Origin of the sequence: Petrotoga sp. 8T1HF07.NaAc.6.1 (assembly GCF_016772115.1) — a bacterium.
Classification (GTDB): Bacteria; Thermotogota; Thermotogae; order Petrotogales; family Petrotogaceae; genus Petrotoga; species Petrotoga mobilis.
Genome location: NZ_AUPG01000038.1, coordinates 1 through 1,106, shown reverse-complemented (window position 1 = coordinate 1,106; position 1,106 = coordinate 1). Strand labels below are relative to the sequence as shown.

General features: G+C 38.1%; 1 protein-coding gene. It reads left to right on the top strand.

Annotation, left to right across the window (positions count from 1 at the left end):
• Positions 1–1,106: transketolase (locus tag NAAC61_RS10475; protein ID WP_202695999.1), on the top strand; the 1,106-nt coding region annotated here is incomplete at both ends.

Sequence of the window (1,106 nt, the reverse complement as noted above, 5' to 3'; positions counted from 1 at the left end):
TTCCCAGATGATCCGTTTAATCCAGATAGAGACAGGATCGTGGTTAGTCATGGTCACACTTCACCAGGATTCTATGTGGCTTTAGCAAGGATGGGCTTTGTAGACATAGAAGAAGTTATTTCAGGATTCAGATATGCTGGGAGCATATTTGAAGGGCATGTTACCCGTGGAATACCTGGTGTTGAGTGGTCAACAGGCAATTTAGGTCAAGGTTTATCAGCTGGGATTGGAATGGCTTTGGCAGCAAAAAAGAGGGGAAAAGACTATAGAGTTTACGTATTTAGTAGTGATGGAGAAAGCTCAAAAGGGCAAATTGCAGAAGCTCGAAGAACTGCCATAAAAGAAGGCTTAAATAACCTAATAGTGTTACTTGATTACAACGATATTCAAATATCTGGAAGAGCTAGAGATATCTTATCAGTAAATATAGTTGGAGAATATGAAGCGGCTGGCTGGAACGTTATAGAAATCGATGGACACAATTTTGATCAAATCAATAAGGCTTTAGAAGTAGCTGAAAATGAACCATTAAGGCCAACTGTGATTGTAGCTAAGACGATTATAGGGAAAGGAGTTTCTTTTATGGAAAACACCCCAACCTATCACGGTAAAGCACTCACTAAAGAACAGCTAAGTAAAGCTTTAGAAGAATTAGGTTTAGAAAACGATGTGGAAAAGTACATTGAAAAAAGAAAAAATATGGCTTTAACTAGGGATAAACTAAGTTATCCAAATATTGAATTAAATGTTGAGACAGGACAACCTATAGTATATGGCAAGGGAGAAAAGGTTGCCAATCGTAATGCTTTTGGTAACGCTATTGCTGATCTTGCGAAACTGAACATGGAGAATTTTCCAGTAGTTGCGATCGATTGTGATCTGAAACCATCCGTTAATTTGGAAAAATTTGAAAAAGTCAATCCCGAAGGTTATATTCAAATTGGTATTGAGGAGCATAACGCAGCCACCATTGGAGGAGCATTGTCCGTTAGTGGAGCATTAACTTTTTTCGCTGATTTTGGGGTATTTGGCTTGGATGAGGCATTTAATCAGCAAAGATTAAACGATATTAATCACACTAATTTAAAGACTGTTGTCACCCACTG